Origin of the sequence: Marinobacter sp. SS21 (genome assembly GCF_028369065.1) — a bacterium.
Taxonomy (GTDB): domain Bacteria; phylum Pseudomonadota; class Gammaproteobacteria; order Pseudomonadales; family Oleiphilaceae; genus Marinobacter.
In genome coordinates this window covers 54,696-69,226 of record NZ_JAQNDA010000015.1, presented here as the reverse complement: position 1 = coordinate 69,226, position 14,531 = coordinate 54,696, and the positions used below count along the sequence as shown (strand labels likewise).

Below are 14,531 nucleotides of genomic sequence, written 5' to 3'. Positions count from 1 at the left end.
ATCCTCGGGCAAGGGCCAGTTAAGATTTAGGGCATCGGCCCGGGACAGCAACTTCTGGATGGCCCCGACACTGGTCTTGGTGCTGGCGCTGATTTGCCGGATCGAGAGCCCGGCTTCCAGCCTTAGGCGAAGCACCTCTCTGATTTTACGCATTGGAATTCTCTTTGCTGGCACAACCCCGCTCCCCAGAAAAAGGAGTCAGAGTAGCAAACACTTGAATAAACAATGCGTTAAGAAAGATTCCGGTTGAACGTGAACACCGTTTCCGGGAACGTGAACACCGATTCCGGAAAATCCTGAAAAGTGTTCACCTTCAATCAGAATGGTTGTTCACGTTGAACCAGAATCGGTGTTCACGTTCGTCCGGAATGAGTGTTCATGATGGGCCGGAATATGCAAGTATCTAGGGAGTCGGCAATCTGCTGCATCAAACTCTTGTTCTGGAGCACATAAAGGGTCTCCTGCTCTCGCTCCCAGTCATCAGCGCTGATAACCACAAACGCCTCTCCAGATCGTCTTGTAACTTTCAGGGGTTCATGTCGGCTAACTACCTGCTCTACAACACTTTTCAGGTTGTCTCTAAACTTGTTTACGCTAATGGTGTCCATGCGGGCGCCCTAATGTACGGAAATGCCGTACAACTTATTATCATAAGCCCAAACACCGCTCCCCGCGGTCGCTGGACCTCGTTTCACTCGGCCGCTGCTGACGGCGTATGTTTCTTGACCGCACCTTTTAACCGGTGCTATTAACAGTACTTTTGGGTTGGCTGCGAACCGCGCCTTGCATCTGCAGCCTTCAGATCGCGCAGAGGCGATTCGGAGTTAATCAGAGGCTCCCTAGCCATGCACCGGATGCCAAACCCTCCGCTTCGCTGTGGTTTTGCAGCTGGCCGGGAAACAGAATTGGAAATCTGGCGGTGGGAATGGCTCGGGTGAGGGTTTTTCTACGGCCTCGTTAAATGCCAGTAATCAAAAAATCGATTGCGTTGATAATTTCCTCGCGAAAAGCTTCCAGGTTTTCGGCGGGACGTTTCAAAATCGATGCGGGAGCACTGGTCAGCTGATGTGTAAGCAGCGCGTACTCATTACCATCAATTTGAAAAATTGGGCATAAATGTTCGGGTGCTTCTCTTTCAAGATTCTGAGCGGGGATTACTGGAATCACGATTCTGGAGTTCAAAACAGATATGAGGTCAGTTTGCACATCCAAAAAATATGGATAGGCCTTTCTGGTGGTTCTATCCGTGTTTTCGTAGAGGGTAAATTGGCTCACTAGAAATCCCTAAATGCGTCAGAGAAAAGGCCGTTCTTTTCGACGAATTCATTGCATGCTTCAAGGCCCTTTTTATTGGCTTTTAGCCATTCTTCAGCCTGTCGTTTACTGACTTCGGCAGCTAAAGCCTTCTCAAGCGTCGCGGATAGGTTAATGTTTAGCTGCTTTGCTTTAGTGAGTAAGTCTTTATTTAAACTAACATTGGTTGGTTTTTTGGCCGCTGAATGATCATAAATTGACCTCATGGTCACAGTCCTCACGTGGGTTATGTGCATAGCTTATGCGCATTAGTTTTGCGTGGCAAATGCATTCAGCAAGTGGCGGCGGGCGGACTAGATTTCCGCTCGTTCCTCACTCCAATTTGCCCGCTGCGCCGGGGGCGTTATACGTAGAGCAGAATGCGCGAATACCATAAGATACATTGGTGAAATGCTGCGAGCCTGGTGCCGTTTTAGCTGCGTGCCGAGCTCCGTGCTATTTTGCTATCAAAATCATTAAGATAAGTCGTTACCTATGTTGAATTCTTCATCGACCCGTCTCAACAAGTACATCAGCGAGAGCGGTATTTGCTCGCGCCGCGAAGCGGACCGCTACATTGAGCAGGGTAATGTGTATTTGAATGGCAAGCGTGCTGAAGTGGGCGACCGTGTCATGCCTGGCGATACGGTGAAGGTCAATGGGCAGCTCATTGAAGCGCCAGAGCCCGAAGATTTTGTTTTCATTGCACTTAATAAACCCGTCGGCATAGTCAGTACTACGGAAAGCAGTGAGCGCAATAATATTGTGCGCTTTGTTGGCCACGGTACTCGAATCTTCCCCATTGGCCGCCTGGATAAAGATTCCCAGGGCTTGATTTTTTTAACCAATAACGGCGATTTGGTGAATAAGATATTGCGCGCTGGCAATGACCACGAAAAAGAATATCTAGTGGAAGTGAACAAGCCCATTAGCGATAACTTTATTGAGGGCATGGCCAATGGGGTGCCGATTTTAGGTACCATGACCAAAAAGTGTAAGGTGAAAAAGGAATCATCTAATGTCTTTAGAATTACCTTGGTGCAAGGCTTAAATCGCCAGATTCGCCGTATGTGTGAACACTTTGGTTATGATGTAGTAGCACTGGAGCGTGTTCGCATCATGAATGTGGATATAAAAGGCTTGGCCGTTGGCGATTGGCGTGACCTCACACAAAAAGAACTGAAGGGTATTTTGGACGCCATTAAAGACTCATCTTCTGAGGCCCCTGCCGGCCGTAAAACCACGCAGAAAAAATCCAACAAAAAACCCGGTCAGAAATCCTCCTCTGGCTTAAACGCGGGCGGTGCTAAAGCCGGCACTAGCAAGAACGGCCCGAAACGCGGTGGCCCACATAAAGCCAAAAAGCCAGGCGGTGACCCCAATACCAAGCATTCGCCCAAGAAGCCATCGGGCAAACCTGCGAAACCCAGCAAGGGCGGCGATAGAAATAAACCGAGTGGCAGACCTGGCGGTAAATCCATCGGTAAAAAGACAGGGCCAAAGTCAAAAGGGCCGAGTAAGCCAAGCGTAAAGAGAGGCCGCCGCTAGCGGCCAGTTTTCCTAAATACCAATCAGCCTGCTAGCCTTTAAAACCCTTAGCCACCACGTAGACTTCGCGGGAGCGAGGACGTGATGCATCGGGTTTGCGAATCAGTACCTTATCGAACGATGAGCGGACGTCTTTTAAATACTCATCATAGCCAACCCCCTGAAATACCTTGGCGACAAAGCCGCCATTGGGTTTCAGAACCTGACGGGCCATATCCAGGGCCAATTCCACCAAATACATGGAAGACGCCTGGTCGGCGGCGTTGACACCGCTGATGTTGGGGGCCATATCCGATACCACTAGGTCCACGGGGGCGCTGTCTAAGGTGGCCATGATTTCATCAAAGACTTTATCTTCGGTGAAGTCCCCCTGGATGAAGTCCACACCGGCTATGGAATCCATGGGCAGTATATCGGACGCGATCACACGACCCTTATCGCCGACAATGGACGCCAAGACTTGTGACCAGCCGCCCGGTGCACTGCCAAGGTCCATGGTCACCATGGCGGGGCGGACCAGCTTGTCCTTTTCAATCAGCTCAAGCAGCTTGTAGCTGGCGCGGGAGCGATAGCCATCGTTTTGCGCGCGTTTCACATACACATCATTGACGTGTTCGTTAAGCCATTGCTTGCTGCTTTTGGATCTTGCCATGTCATTGCTCTAAATAGGGCCCGCAGGATGGGCTGATTATACCCGCTCCGGGGTGTGCCTGTAACACGGGGAAAACCCGATTCAGGCTAGCGTTCGCTTGCTTGGCAGGTACAATTGCCCTTTTTATGGCCATCCTGGCGGCTGAATAGCACAGCATTGATGGATGCGAATTTTGTTTGTTGAGTAATGCACTATGAAATTAGATGACATAAAAAAGCTGCACAAAAAAAAAGGCCGCAATGAACTTGGCTGCTTTTTGGTGGAAGGTGAACACCTGATTTTAGAGCTGGAAAAGGCGGCCAAAACCATCCCAGTATTCCAGCAGGCCAGAGTCTATGTCAGTGAAAGCTATGGCGAAGTGAATACACAGCTAGAGCAGGTGCGCATTACCGACAAGCAAATGCAAAAGATTGCCGATACGCAAACCCCGCAGGGGATTATCGCGGTGGTGCCGTTTCGTTCTACTGAGCCACTGCATACGCCTGTCGCTAAAGTTGGTGAAACGGCTAAAGAAAAAACCATTTATTTATATGAAGTGCAGGACCCGGGCAACTTGGGCACTATTTTGCGCACGCTAGTCTGGTTCGGTGGTTTTCGCTGTGTATTAAGCCCCAACAGTGTGGACCCGTATAATCCAAAAGTAGTGCGCGCCAGCATGGGGGCGATTTTTCATTTGCCCATTGAGTTGGATGTAACTATCAATGAGTTGCAAGCGCGCTTTGATCACTTTGCATGTCTGGATCTTGAAGGCGCACCGCTTTCCAGTGAAGGCTTTACGAAACAGCAGTGCTTTGTATTTGGTAATGAAGCGCGCGGAGTACCCTATGAAGAACTGGCCAAGCTTGATGTGACGGCGTACTCCATTCAAGGCGCGGGCGTTTTGGAATCCCTGAATTTGGCCACGGCCGTGAATATATGTGCATACGAACTGAATCGCCAGTAGCGGCAACGCCCATAACATTGCGACTTCGGCGCCATTCCATGGGCGCGCATGCTGCAAGCATTATATTTAAAGGGATCGACAAGTGTTAAGTTATCGACATTCATTTCACGCAGGTAATTTCGCCGACCTTGTTAAACACATTGTGTTAGTGGAAATACTTGATCATCTGATTAAAAAGAAATCGCCTTTCGATTATATCGATACGCATTCTGGTGTTGGTCTTTACGATCTTGGCGCTGCTGAATCACAAAAGTTACAGGAATATGTTGATGGTATTGGTAAGCTGGATTTTAAAGAGTTTCCTGAGCTTGCCAGGTACTTTCAGGTCATCCGCTCCTTTAATGAGTCTGACGATATAAATTTTTACCCCGGATCACCCTCCATCGCAAAATGCTTTCTTCGGGATCAAGATAAAGGCTGGTTGTTTGAGTTGCATCCTGAAGATCACGACCTGTTGCACAACAATTTCTCTGAAGCCAGAAATATACGGGTTTACCAAAAGGATGGGTTTGATGGCCTTAAGGCATTGGTTCCGCCATCAAGTCGACGAGGGGTTGTATTAATTGATCCATCCTATGAAGTTAAATCAGATTATGACAAGGTGATTGATAGCGTCATCAAGGCGCATAAAAAATTCAGCCACGGTATATATGCAATTTGGTATCCGGTTGTTGACAGGCAGGCCATTGTCAAAATGGAGCGAGGCCTGATTAAAAGTGGCATCAGAGATATTCAACGATTTGAGCTGGGAATATCTGCCGACTCTGCTCAACGAGGCATGACAGCTTCAGGAATGTTCGTAATCAACCCGCCCTGGACACTGTTCGACAAAATGTCGAAGTTGCTGCCCAAGATTGCTGAAAAAGTTACCCACATCAACAGGCCTGTTTATAAGTGTGAGATCATCGTTGATGAATAAACATCCGCTGCCCCAGGTCGGTCGTGTTGCCGACTGGGGGCGGCGTCGAGCGGCGAGGTCGCCGGGGGAGAGGCGTTGAGGTACGATCCATGACCCCAGAGCAATGGCAAACCGTGCTGGATACCATCCCGGACGTCCGCGATGGTCTGACCCGGACCGAGCGGCTGATCCTGTACCTGATCCATCAAACCCAGCGCGAGTTGAAGGGGCGCAATGTCCCCACTGCCATGCTCTATGGCCGGGTACTGGAATACGTGGACATGAGTGAAGCCGAACTGCACGCCCACCTGGATCGTCTGGGGGTGAAGGGCGATGGCTACTCGAACCCCGTGAAGCGTCGGTGAGCGGTGGCCGCGCAGCCCATGATGCCCTGACCGCACGTAACCGGCCGGGGCGATGACCAGGAGAGCAGGCAGAGCATGGCTGACAACGAAATTTTGCTGGTGTATGACCGGGAGTGCCCGCTGTGTGACCAGTACTGCCGGATGGTGCGGATCCGCCGGGATGTGGGCCGCCTGCAGCTGGTGGATGCCCGCGAAGACAGTGCCATCCTGGCGGAGATCACCGCCCGTGGCCTGGATATCGACCAGGGCATGGTGCTGTCCCTGGAGGGCCAGCTGTATTACGGCGCCGACGCCATTCACGCCCTGGCCCTGATCAGCGGCCGCTCCGGGCTGTTTAACCGGTTCAATGTCTGGCTGTTCCGCTCTCCGGCGCGGGCTCGTGTGGCCTATCCGCTGCTGCGGGCCGTGCGTAATCTGGTGCTCAAGCTGCTGGGCAAAACCCGCATCAACAACCTGAACGTTCCCGGTCGGTCGCGATTTTGACTCCACGATTTTGACTCCACTTTGCGTGCAAAATTTGACATATTGATGGAACTTTAAGCAGTTTTCCGGCGTGTGGTAGGTGACAACAATAACAACGACCGCTGCATCCCCACCCGCTGCCCCGGCAGATCCGGGCGATGGTGCGGTCAGAGTCCGGAGACCTACCCATGAATACCCCCCATCGAATTGCCCGTCTGGCCCGCGCTGGACGGCTCACTGCTGTATTGCTGGCTGGCGCCGCCCTGGTTGCCTGTGGCGAGTCCAACAGCGAATCTGCCCCGCAGACCCCGGCGGTCGCCGGCGATACCACCAGTCGTGACACCACCGGGTCCTGTCACGGACAGCCGGACCCCGGCGCCGATTGCGTGGCCGACACCCTGCCCCAGCCGCAAGCTTCCTGTCGTGCCGATCAGGCCCTGGACGGCGGCCGTAATTACCCGGTTTACCTGACCTCCGCCAGCGCTGAAACCATCGCCTTTCAGGTGTTCGAACCAACCGGTGGCATCGACTGTCGCCGCGGCCATCCATTGGTGCTCCACGGCCATGGCTTCGGCGGCTCGCGTTCGCTGTCCGGCTTTGACGACTACCTGGCGGCGGGCTTCACGGTCATTTCCATCGACCAGCGGGGCTTCGGTGAGAGTGGCGGCACCGTGCGGGTCATGGACCCGGAGTTCGAAGGTGACGATCTGGTCCAGATCCTGGACTGGGCCGAGGACAACCTCGACTATCTGCGCAAGCAGCAGGAGCCGGAACTGCCGCCCGAACTCAACCCCAATCTGGTGGTGGGGGCCATCGGCGGCAGCTACGGAGGCGGTTACCAGTTGCTGCTGCACGGACTGGACCCGAAACAGCGGATGGACGCGCTGGTGCCGGACATCACTTGGCATGATCTGCGCTACAGTCTCAACCCGGGGGATGTGATCAAATCGGGCTGGGATCTGGTGCTGGTGGCCGGCGGTGAGGCGGGCTCGGGCAGCAACCAGAACGGCGGCCTGGACCCCATCATCCGGGAAATTCTGGTGCAGGGCATGAGCCTCAACCGGTTCCCGGCGGAAGGCCTGGATTTCATCTATTACCACAGTCCGGCCTACCGCTGTGCCGGTGTGCCCATCGCACCGGCGGACGCGCCGAGCCTGGTCAGCTACCAGATCGATCCACCGGCCTACGATGTGGCGCCGACGGCGTTCCGTCCGGTGGACGTGCTGTTGACCCAGGGTATGAAAGACACCCTGTTCAATTTCAACGAGGCCTGGCGCAACTTCGAGTGCCTGAGTGCCCTGGGTGGCGATGTCCGCCTGCTGACCCACCAGTCCGGTCACATCCTGCCGCTGGCCGCGCCTGATGAGCTGCAGCCGGCCAGCTACGTCGATCCTGCCGCCCAGCTATTGGAGATTCCGTCGTTCCAGGGTGCGGCCGGCGCTTTCGCCTGTGGCGAAGTCTCCATTGCCCGTGCGACCCTGGACTGGCTGCGGCACAAGCTGCTGGTGGAGCCACTGCCGGATTACTTCGATGGCAGCGAGAACCAGGTCTGTCTGTCCACCGGGGACGGCCAGTCGGTGCAGGTGCCGTTCGCGCAGTTTCCGGCGCCATCTGCCGTCGGCAGCTTGCTCACCGGGCCGTTCATGGTGGAGCGCAGCGTAGCCACCACCACGCCGGTGGCGTCCGGTTACGAGGCGCTGGCCAGTGCCGCAACGCCGCCAACCGCTCTGCCGCTGGGCACAGTGGGGCCCGGGGGCGCGGTGATCGGTGGCATCCCGACCGCCCGTTTGACGGTCGCCGACCTGGCTGGGCGTACCGCCTGCGAGGCCGGGTTACCGGATTACAGTCCCGGCTGCGATCCCATTGTGTTCATCGGTATTGGCGTTCGGGGTGAGGGCGAGAGTCGGTGGTTGCTGGTGGATGACCAGATCCAGCCGGTGCGGGGGTTGAAGCAAGACGCCAACATCGAACTGGTGGGTATTGCCGAGCATCTGGCGGCCGGTGACGAGCTGGCGTTGCTGGTGTATGGCTATCACCCTCAGTATCTCGAGAGTGGCTCGAGGGATGCCTTGGTGCCGTTCGTCAACCTGTCCGGCACGGTCCAGCTGCCGGTGTTGGAAGGCAGCCTGGAGCCGCCGGTAGCGCTGTAACGGTGGCAGCGGTCGCCCCCTTCGGGTGACCGCTGGTTAGTACACCGCCAGCAGGCCGTGATTCAGCGCGCGGGCCTCGATGCAGCGCCCGCAATTGGCTTTGCGGCAGCTGGCGGTATCGTGAACGCCGATGCCGTGAAAGGCCTCACCCCGGGGCCGGTGGTTGACGCCCCGGTAGAGCCGCAGGTGGCGTTCCAAGGCCTGCTCGGCCTCGAAACGACTGATGAACGGACCCAGGTCGCTGTTTTCCCGTACCAGGGCATACCAGCCTGCGGCGGTTTCGATGAAACGGTCGTCGTATTGGGGGAGGGAAGATACGGCAGCATTCTTCGACATGGTAGGGCCTCCAATGGGCAAACGTTGAAACGCGTCGGCACCGGGTACGGATCCGAATAATGTCATCGGTTCTTACAAACCCACGCTCGATCCGGTATTTTGGTTCCCATTTTCACAGTTCGGCTTTCACAGCTCGGCTTTCAATGTTCGGCCGCCGCGCCACCGGCATAAAATCTCACACCATGAACGTTATTCCCTTTCAGGACCTGTGTTGTCCGCTGGATGGCCTGCCGCTGACCGGCGACGGCCACAGCTGGCGCTGTGGCGCTGGCCACTGTTACGACATCGCCCGCCAGGGCTATACCCACCTGCTGCCGGTGCAGAAGAAACGCTCCCGGGACCCGGGCGACAGTAAGGCCATGGTGGCGGCCCGCCGCCGTTTTCTGAATGGCGGCCACTACCGGCCCATCGCCACCGCGGTTAGCGATGCGCTGCTGGCCAGCCCCGCCGAGGCCGCGGCGCTGTGCTGTCTCGACGCCGGTTGCGGTGAGGGCTATTACCTGCGGGAGCTGGCGGCGCGGGCGGGCGACCGCAGCCTGGCGCTGGCGGGTCTGGATATCTCGAAATGGGCGGTGCAGGCGGCCGCCAAGCAGGACCGGCAGACCCGCTGGCTGGTGGGCAGCAACGCCAACCTGCCGGTGACCACCGCGTCGCTGGATCGGGTGTTGTGTCTGTTCGGCTTTCCGGTCTACGACGAATTCGCCCGGGTGCTTAAGGCCGGTGGCGAGCTGTTGCTGGTGGATGCGGGTCCGAACCACCTGAGGGAGCTGCGGGAGATCGTCTACCCGAGCCTGAAGCCGCGGGGCGAGAAACCGTGGTCGGCGCCAACCGGGTTTCGCTCACTGGTGGGTGACACGGTGGCTTATTCACTGGAACTGACCGAGGCTCAAGCCATTGCCGATCTGCTGGCGATGACGCCCCATCTGTACCGGGCCAGTGCCGAGGGCCGGGCCAGGGCAGCGGCACTGAACACGCTGACGGTCACTGTCGAGGTTCAGTTGCGGCGATTGCAGCGATTGGCGGAAGGGGAATAACAGGGAAGTCTCTGGCCAACGCCGGGATCGCCTCAGGCAACCTCTCAGGCAACCTCTCAGGCAACCCAACAGGCAACCCAACAGGCAACCCAACAGGCAACCCAACAGGCAACCCCGGCGGGCTAGCATGGTCCCCGGGTCAGCCTCGATCGACTTGCCCGGGGACAGTGGCGGGGCGCTTAACCGCCCAATGCACCAAGCAGACCGCTCAGCACGGTGCCCAGAATCGGGCCCAGCACCGGCAGCGCATCCAGATCGGTGGGCACGGCTTGTTCGCCCAGGATCTCTTCAATCTGGGGATTGGGATCGAACGAGGCCTGGTTCAGCAGTTCGTCAAGCGTGCCGCCGGTGAGCAGGCCGCCGGGCACGTCGCCGGTGAGGTAGTCGCCGATCACCGGCAGCTCGCTGCCGCCGTCGGTCAGCAGGGTCTGCAGGTCAGACAGTGCGGGCAGGTCGCCATTGGGGGTCTGGCCTTCGGTCAGCTCGGACAGCGGCAGGGCATTGACCAGGTCGGTGCCGTTGAGGGTCAGCAGGCTGCCGTTGTTGAACAGCTGGGCCTGCAGCAGCGGGTCACTGGCCACGTTGCCGAGCAGGTCCGCCACGCCGGGCAGCTGGTTGAGGGCGGCGGCAATCTGGCCCACCGCCAGCACCAGGCCATCGCTCAGGGGTTCCGGGAACAGTTCGGCAAAGCCCGGCTCCGCCAGCAGCAGCTCGGCACTGAACGGAGCGTTCATGGCGCTGGGGTCGGCCAGCTGGCCAAGCAGGGCGCTGACCAGGGTGATGGCCTGGCTGGGGTCCTGGGTCTTGAAGACGGTCATCAGCGCGTCCAGACCGCTGGGGTCGACGCTGATATCCAGTGCCAGGGCGCAAGCACCGCCGGCCGCGGCGGGATCACAGATGGCGATCAGGGTGTCGGTGTTGTCCGGAGACGGTGAGGCATCCGGCAGGTTGCCCACCAGGGGCAGGGTCAGCAGCAGCGGATTCTCGAAACCGTCCATGCCGCCGCCGTTACCGAACTCACCAAACTGCTCCTGCAGCTGGGTTGCCAGATCCTGCAGACGATCACCCAGACCGGTGACCTGCTCCAGGGTGTTGCTGTCCAGGGGCAGCTGCTCGCCGCCGGTGCGGAACAGCGAGACGATCTGTTCGGCAATGGGATTGTCGGTCAGGCCGCTGAGGGCATCCTCCGGGCTGCCGGATTCATCCTTGCCCAGTACCAGCTCGTAGGAGGTCTGGGCGTCGAACGGCGCTTCCGGCAGGAAGGTCAGCTGGCTGTTGCTGGCGTCGAAACTGACTTCGCCGCCAAACGCCTTGGAGGGGTCACTGACCTGGCGCACATACAGCGAGCCGCCGCTGACGCTGGAGGGGTCCAGCGCGCCGCTGAACTGGATCACGATGGGCTCGCGGGGGTCCACCAGATCGTCCGCGCTGGCGGGGTAGATGTAGGACACTTGCAGCGGGCTGTTGTCCGGCTCGTCGCCGGTGCCAAAGGGCAGTTCCGCGCCTTCCGGCAGGGGCAGGGTGCTGGAGCCGCAGTCGGCGAGAATGCCCTCGATGGTGGCCTGGTAGTCTGCGTTCGGGTCGAGGGATTCGCTGGGGTCGATCACGATCTGGTTACCGGCCACGCGGATGTCCAGGGCGCCGTTGCCATCGAACGAGACGCTGGAACTGTCCACCGAGGTCGGATCGATGGCGGCATTGAACACGAACAGCAACGAGCCGTTGAGGGCATAGTCCTGCTCGCCGGCGGGCGGGAAGGTGTCGACCAGCGCGAAGGCCTGATCGCCGTTGCACACGGATTCGGTGGAGGCTTCGCCGCCATTGTCGGTGGGCTCAGTAACCACCTCGCGTTCATTATCGGGGCTGGCGGCTACGCTGTCGCCGGCCACCGCGGGTGAGTCAGAATCGCTGGAGGAGGAGCTGCCGCCGCATCCGACGAGGAACAGGGGGGCTGCCAGAGTGAGGGCCAGTAGACGTTGCCGTCCAGAAATCACGTTGTACATCATCCGCTACCTTATTTTTTTATGAAATCTACCACCGGGTGGTACTCCGGTTGTGGCACATATGTACCAAGATTGTTCACAAAATGATACATACGTACCAGGACAGAGCCGCGGAATTGACGTCGATTGACAGTTCCAAGTCAGGTTGGCCCTTTATGACAAGTTGGGGTTCAGGGCGTGGGCCGTGGTAGCCGCCGGTAGCCAAAGGACCGGTCCGTAACCTTCATAGGTAAACGCTATTGTTTTGCTAAAAACTATCAATTTGAGCCGAGAGCCCTCGGCGCCTATCGTTGGGACTCAATTCAACGACAGGAGCATGCCTCGATGGGCATCATCAACAGCGAAATCAAACCGTTTAACGCCACCGCCTACAAGCAGGGCGAGTTTGTGGAAATTTCCGAAGCGGACGTGAAGGGCAAGTGGGCGATCTTCTTCTTCTACCCGGCCGACTTCACCTTCGTATGTCCCACCGAGCTGGGCGACGTCGCCGACAAGTACCAGGAGCTGCAGCAACTGGGTGTGGAAGTGTTTTCCGTGTCCACCGACACCCACTTCACCCACAAGGCGTGGCACGACACCTCCGACACCATCGGCAAGATCAACTACTTCATGGTGGGTGACCAGACCGGCACCATCACCAACAACTTCGGCGTGATGCGGGAGGGTCAGGGCCTGGCGGACCGCGCCACCTTCCTGATCGATCCGGACGGCATCATCCAGGCGGTTGAGATCACCGCCGAAGGCATCGGCCGCGACGCCGACGACCTGCTGCGCAAGGTCAAGGCGGCCCAGTACGTGCGCAACAATCCGGGTGAAGTGTGTCCGGCCAAGTGGAAGGAAGGGGAAGCGACCCTGTCACCGTCCCTGGACCTGGTCGGCAAGATCTAAGCATTCCCCACGGTAACAGCTGTCTTTAAGGCCCGCTCTGCGGGCCTTTTTGTTGGAGTGATAAGACACAGCTCATTTATAGGTAAGCGCTATTAAAAGCTTAATCCTAATCAATTGGAGCTTTTGATAGTCGGGTTTTATCGTAGGTACCTGTTCAGGCGCGATCGGTGGTGATCGCCGGATTTACCTCACCGGATACCCTTAGTTACCTCATCAGATACCTCATTAGTTACCATAGGGGAATACGATATGTTGGATGCCAACCTCAAGGATCAATTGCAGGCCTACCTCCAGAATCTCACGCAGCCGATCGAGCTGGTGGCGGCGCTGGACGACGGCGCCAAGTCCCGCGAACTGCACGCCCTGCTGAGCGAGATCGCCGGCTTGTCCGAGCTGATTAGCCTCAGTGACGCGGGCGCGGCCAACCTGCGTCGGCCGTCGTTCGCCATCAACCGCACGGGCACCGAGATCGGAGTGCGCTTCGCCGGCATCCCCGTGGGCCACGAGTTCACCTCCCTGGTGCTGGCCCTGCTGCAGGTGGGTGGCCACCCGTCCAAGGCGAGCCAGGATGTGATCGAGCAGGTTCAGGCGCTGGACGGCGACTTCGAGTTCGAGACCTACTTCTCCCTGTCCTGCCAGAACTGTCCGGACGTGGTGCAGGCATTGAACCTGATGAGCGTGCTCAACCCGCGGATCAAGCACACCGCCATCGACGGCGCCCTGTTCCAGGAAGAGATAGCGCAGCGGGAAGTGATGGCGGTACCCAGCGTCTACCTCAATGGCCAGTCCTGGGGCTCGGGTCGCATGACCCTGGAAGAGATCGTCACCAGGCTGGACACCAACGCCGGCGCCCGTGACGCCGATAAACTCAACCAGCGCGACCCGTTCGAGGTGCTGGTGATCGGCGGTGGCCCGTCCGGCTCCGCCGCTGCCATCTACGCCGCGCGCAAGGGCATCGCCACCGGTATTGCCGCCGAGCGCTTCGGCGGCCAGGTATCCGACACTTTGGGCATTGAGAACCTGATTTCCGTGCCCTACACCGAGGGCCCGAAACTGGTCGCGGCCATGGAGCAGCACGTCGGTGACTACCAGGTGGACGTGATGAACCTGCAGCGCGCCGAACAACTGATTCCGGCCGCCCAGGCCGGCGGCTATCACCAGGTGCGGCTGGCCAACGGCGCGTCGCTCAAGGCTCGCAGCGTGATCCTGTCCACCGGTGCCCGCTGGCGGCAGCTGGGGGTGCCGGGCGAGGCCGAGTACCGCAACAAGGGCGTGGCCTACTGCCCCCACTGCGACGGTCCGCTGTTCAAGGGCAAGCGGGTGGCGGTGATCGGTGGCGGCAACTCCGGCGTGGAAGCCGCCATCGACCTGGCAGGGATTGTCGGCCACGTCACCCTGCTCGAGTTTGGTGAGCGGATGCGCGCCGACGAGGTGCTGCAGCACAAATTGCGCAGCCTGGCCAACGTTGACATTCGCCTGTCCGCCCAGACCACCGAGATCCTCGGCAGCGATGGCAAGGTCAATGGCCTGGCCTACACCGACCGCAGCAGCGGCGACAGCCACCGGGTCGAGCTGGAAGGGGTGTTCGTACAGATCGGCCTGGTGCCCAACACCGAATGGCTCAAGGGGGATCTGGCGCTGAGCCAGCACGGCGAGATCGTGGTCAACGACCGTGGCGAGACCTCGGTAGCGGGGGTGTTCGCCGCCGGCGACGCCACCACCGTGCCCTACAAGCAGATCGTGATCGCCATGGGCGAGGGCGCCAAGGCGGCATTGAGTGCCTTTGATTACCTGATCCGCAATGCGGCGCCGGCAGGCGCAGAACAGGCGGCCTAAGCCAAGTAGCGTAGGCGCTAAATTGGGCGCTAAATAAAGCCAGGACAGCCCCGCCACTCGGGAGAGTGGCGGGGCTTTGTTGTGCTGTTGCGCCGTCGCTCCCTCGCCTGTTAACTCGGCATG

General features: G+C 58.4%; 16 protein-coding genes. 9 read left to right on the top strand and 7 right to left on the bottom strand.

All coding sequences use genetic code 11. The features are described 5' to 3' along the window. From N6L25_RS16475 to N6L25_RS16460, 4 genes are all read right to left on the bottom strand, one after another. Window positions 1-174 (bottom strand): helix-turn-helix domain-containing protein (locus N6L25_RS16475; protein ID WP_271981818.1); only part of this gene is annotated, 174 nt, incomplete at its 3' end. 179 nt (window positions 175-353) lie between these two features. Beyond that, on the bottom strand, window positions 354-608 hold the full coding sequence (locus N6L25_RS16470; RefSeq protein ID WP_271982517.1) for a type II toxin-antitoxin system Phd/YefM family antitoxin: 255 nt from the start codon (window positions 606-608) through the stop codon (window positions 354-356). 349 nt (window positions 609-957) lie between these two features. Continuing rightward, window positions 958-1,275 carry a CcdB family protein gene (locus N6L25_RS16465; protein WP_271982513.1) on the bottom strand — a complete coding sequence of 106 codons (318 nt, stop codon included), beginning with the start codon at window positions 1,273-1,275 and terminating at the stop codon, window positions 958-960. Beyond that, the gene (locus N6L25_RS16460; RefSeq protein WP_271982510.1) at window positions 1,275-1,520 is read right to left on the bottom strand and encodes a type II toxin-antitoxin system CcdA family antitoxin; all 246 of its coding nucleotides are present in this window, start codon (window positions 1,518-1,520) and stop codon (window positions 1,275-1,277) included. Before N6L25_RS16460 ends, N6L25_RS16465 begins: the two co-directional genes overlap by 1 nt. A gap of 268 nt (window positions 1,521-1,788) precedes the next feature. On the opposite strand from N6L25_RS16460, the gene rluF reads away from it, so the two are divergent. After that, entirely contained in the window at window positions 1,789-2,841 is a 1,053-nt protein-coding gene (gene rluF, locus N6L25_RS16455) for a 23S rRNA pseudouridine(2604) synthase RluF (protein ID WP_271982508.1), read from the top strand. A gap of 31 nt (window positions 2,842-2,872) precedes the next feature. Here the strand turns inward: rluF and rlmE are convergent, their stop codons facing one another. Beyond that, window positions 2,873-3,493 carry a 23S rRNA (uridine(2552)-2'-O)-methyltransferase RlmE gene (gene rlmE / locus N6L25_RS16450; RefSeq protein ID WP_271982505.1) on the bottom strand — a complete coding sequence of 207 codons (621 nt, stop codon included), beginning with the start codon at window positions 3,491-3,493 and terminating at the stop codon, window positions 2,873-2,875. A gap of 193 nt (window positions 3,494-3,686) precedes the next feature. Between rlmE and N6L25_RS16445 the strand changes: the two genes are divergently transcribed. The 5 genes from N6L25_RS16445 to N6L25_RS16425 all read left to right on the top strand — a co-directional run bounded on the left by N6L25_RS16445 (window position 3,687) and on the right by N6L25_RS16425 (window position 8,311). After that, window positions 3,687-4,436 carry a TrmH family RNA methyltransferase gene (locus N6L25_RS16445; protein WP_271982502.1) on the top strand — a complete coding sequence of 250 codons (750 nt, stop codon included), beginning with the start codon at window positions 3,687-3,689 and terminating at the stop codon, window positions 4,434-4,436. 82 nt (window positions 4,437-4,518) lie between these two features. After that, window positions 4,519-5,355, top strand: a complete 837-nt coding sequence (locus N6L25_RS16440) for a 23S rRNA (adenine(2030)-N(6))-methyltransferase RlmJ (RefSeq protein WP_271982499.1) — start codon at window positions 4,519-4,521, stop codon at window positions 5,353-5,355. Window positions 5,356-5,444: 89 nt separating this feature from the next. Then, entirely contained in the window at window positions 5,445-5,699 is a 255-nt protein-coding gene (locus N6L25_RS16435; protein WP_271982496.1) for a hypothetical protein, read from the top strand. A gap of 75 nt (window positions 5,700-5,774) precedes the next feature. Next, entirely contained in the window at window positions 5,775-6,182 is a 408-nt protein-coding gene (locus tag N6L25_RS16430; RefSeq protein ID WP_271982493.1) for a DCC1-like thiol-disulfide oxidoreductase family protein, read from the top strand. Window positions 6,183-6,349: 167 nt separating this feature from the next. Further along, on the top strand, window positions 6,350-8,311 hold the full coding sequence (locus N6L25_RS16425) for an alpha/beta hydrolase (protein WP_271982489.1): 1,962 nt from the start codon (window positions 6,350-6,352) through the stop codon (window positions 8,309-8,311). A 36-nt stretch (window positions 8,312-8,347) separates the two neighbouring features. Here the strand turns inward: N6L25_RS16425 and N6L25_RS16420 are convergent, their stop codons facing one another. Further along, a complete protein-coding gene (locus N6L25_RS16420; protein ID WP_271982486.1) occupies window positions 8,348-8,647 on the bottom strand; it encodes a DUF6316 family protein in 300 nt (99 codons plus the stop codon). 182 nt (window positions 8,648-8,829) lie between these two features. On the opposite strand from N6L25_RS16420, the gene N6L25_RS16415 reads away from it, so the two are divergent. After that, window positions 8,830-9,681: a putative RNA methyltransferase gene (locus N6L25_RS16415; RefSeq protein WP_271982484.1), complete on the top strand. Its 852-nt coding sequence runs from the start codon at window positions 8,830-8,832 to the stop codon at window positions 9,679-9,681. A 179-nt stretch (window positions 9,682-9,860) separates the two neighbouring features. Here N6L25_RS16415 and N6L25_RS16410 read toward each other — a convergent pair whose 3' ends face one another. Further along, window positions 9,861-11,684, bottom strand: coding sequence for an Ig-like domain-containing protein (locus N6L25_RS16410; protein ID WP_271982481.1), 1,824 nt, complete (start codon window positions 11,682-11,684; stop codon window positions 9,861-9,863). Window positions 11,685-12,008: 324 nt separating this feature from the next. Here N6L25_RS16410 and ahpC point away from each other — a divergent pair, with 324 nt between their 5' ends. Continuing rightward, window positions 12,009-12,572 (top strand): alkyl hydroperoxide reductase subunit C, encoded by a 564-nt coding sequence (gene ahpC, locus N6L25_RS16405; RefSeq protein ID WP_271982478.1) that lies wholly within the window; start codon window positions 12,009-12,011, stop codon window positions 12,570-12,572. A 249-nt stretch (window positions 12,573-12,821) separates the two neighbouring features. Continuing rightward, complete coding sequence (ahpF, locus tag N6L25_RS16400) at window positions 12,822-14,408, top strand: alkyl hydroperoxide reductase subunit F (RefSeq protein ID WP_271982475.1); 1,587 nt, start codon at window positions 12,822-12,824, stop codon at window positions 14,406-14,408. Window positions 14,409-14,531 lie beyond the last annotated feature (123 nt).

Excerpts from the sequence above, each read along its gene's own strand:
- N6L25_RS16470 (WP_271982517.1), bottom strand. The coding sequence starts at position 608 with ATGGACACCATTAGCGTAAACAAGTTTAGAGACAACCTGAAAAGTGTT.
- N6L25_RS16460 (WP_271982510.1), bottom strand. The coding sequence starts at position 1,520 with ATGAGGTCAATTTATGATCATTCAGCGGCCAAAAAACCAACCAATGTT.
- rluF (WP_271982508.1), top strand. The coding sequence starts at position 1,789 with ATGTTGAATTCTTCATCGACCCGTCTCAACAAGTACATCAGCGAGAGC.
- rlmE (WP_271982505.1), bottom strand. The coding sequence starts at position 3,493 with ATGGCAAGATCCAAAAGCAGCAAGCAATGGCTTAACGAACACGTCAAT.
- N6L25_RS16445 (WP_271982502.1), top strand. The coding sequence starts at position 3,687 with ATGAAATTAGATGACATAAAAAAGCTGCACAAAAAAAAAGGCCGCAAT.
- N6L25_RS16435 (WP_271982496.1), top strand. The coding sequence starts at position 5,445 with ATGACCCCAGAGCAATGGCAAACCGTGCTGGATACCATCCCGGACGTC.
- N6L25_RS16430 (WP_271982493.1), top strand. The coding sequence starts at position 5,775 with ATGGCTGACAACGAAATTTTGCTGGTGTATGACCGGGAGTGCCCGCTG.
- N6L25_RS16425 (WP_271982489.1), top strand. The coding sequence starts at position 6,350 with ATGAATACCCCCCATCGAATTGCCCGTCTGGCCCGCGCTGGACGGCTC.
- N6L25_RS16420 (WP_271982486.1), bottom strand. The coding sequence starts at position 8,647 with ATGTCGAAGAATGCTGCCGTATCTTCCCTCCCCCAATACGACGACCGT.
- N6L25_RS16415 (WP_271982484.1), top strand. The coding sequence starts at position 8,830 with ATGAACGTTATTCCCTTTCAGGACCTGTGTTGTCCGCTGGATGGCCTG.
- N6L25_RS16410 (WP_271982481.1), bottom strand. The coding sequence starts at position 11,684 with ATGTACAACGTGATTTCTGGACGGCAACGTCTACTGGCCCTCACTCTG.
- ahpC (WP_271982478.1), top strand. The coding sequence starts at position 12,009 with ATGGGCATCATCAACAGCGAAATCAAACCGTTTAACGCCACCGCCTAC.
- ahpF (WP_271982475.1), top strand. The coding sequence starts at position 12,822 with ATGTTGGATGCCAACCTCAAGGATCAATTGCAGGCCTACCTCCAGAAT.